Origin of the sequence: Citrobacter sp. Igbk 14, from assembly GCF_028069825.1 — a bacterium.
Lineage (GTDB): Bacteria > Pseudomonadota > Gammaproteobacteria > Enterobacterales > Enterobacteriaceae > Citrobacter.
Genome location: NZ_JANEWM010000206.1, coordinates 1 through 311 on the forward strand (window position 1 = coordinate 1; position 311 = coordinate 311).

General features: G+C 41.5%; 1 rRNA gene. It reads right to left on the bottom strand.

Annotated elements, in window-relative coordinates:
- Positions 1–209: 209 nt before the first annotated feature.
- Positions 210–311: ribosomal RNA gene (locus NNN64_RS23175) — 16S ribosomal RNA — on the bottom strand; the annotation flags it as partial.

Consider the following 311-nt stretch of genomic DNA (forward strand, 5'->3'; position numbering starts at 1 on the left):
AACACCATCGTGTTGCGAAAATTTGAGAGACTCGAACACACCGCTTTTCATTTCTTATTACGGAGAAATGAAACAGTGTGTCGTTTCAATTTTCAGCTTGATCCAGATTTTTAAAGAGCAAAACTTCTTAATGCACTCGAAAGTACATTCAGAAGTTCATCATTTATCAGACAATCTGTGTGGACACTACAAAGAACGTTTCTTTAAGGTAAGGAGGTGATCCAACCGCAGGTTCCCCTACGGTTACCTTGTTACGACTTCACCCCAGTCATGAATCACAAAGTGGTAAGCGCCCTCCCGAAGGTTAAGCT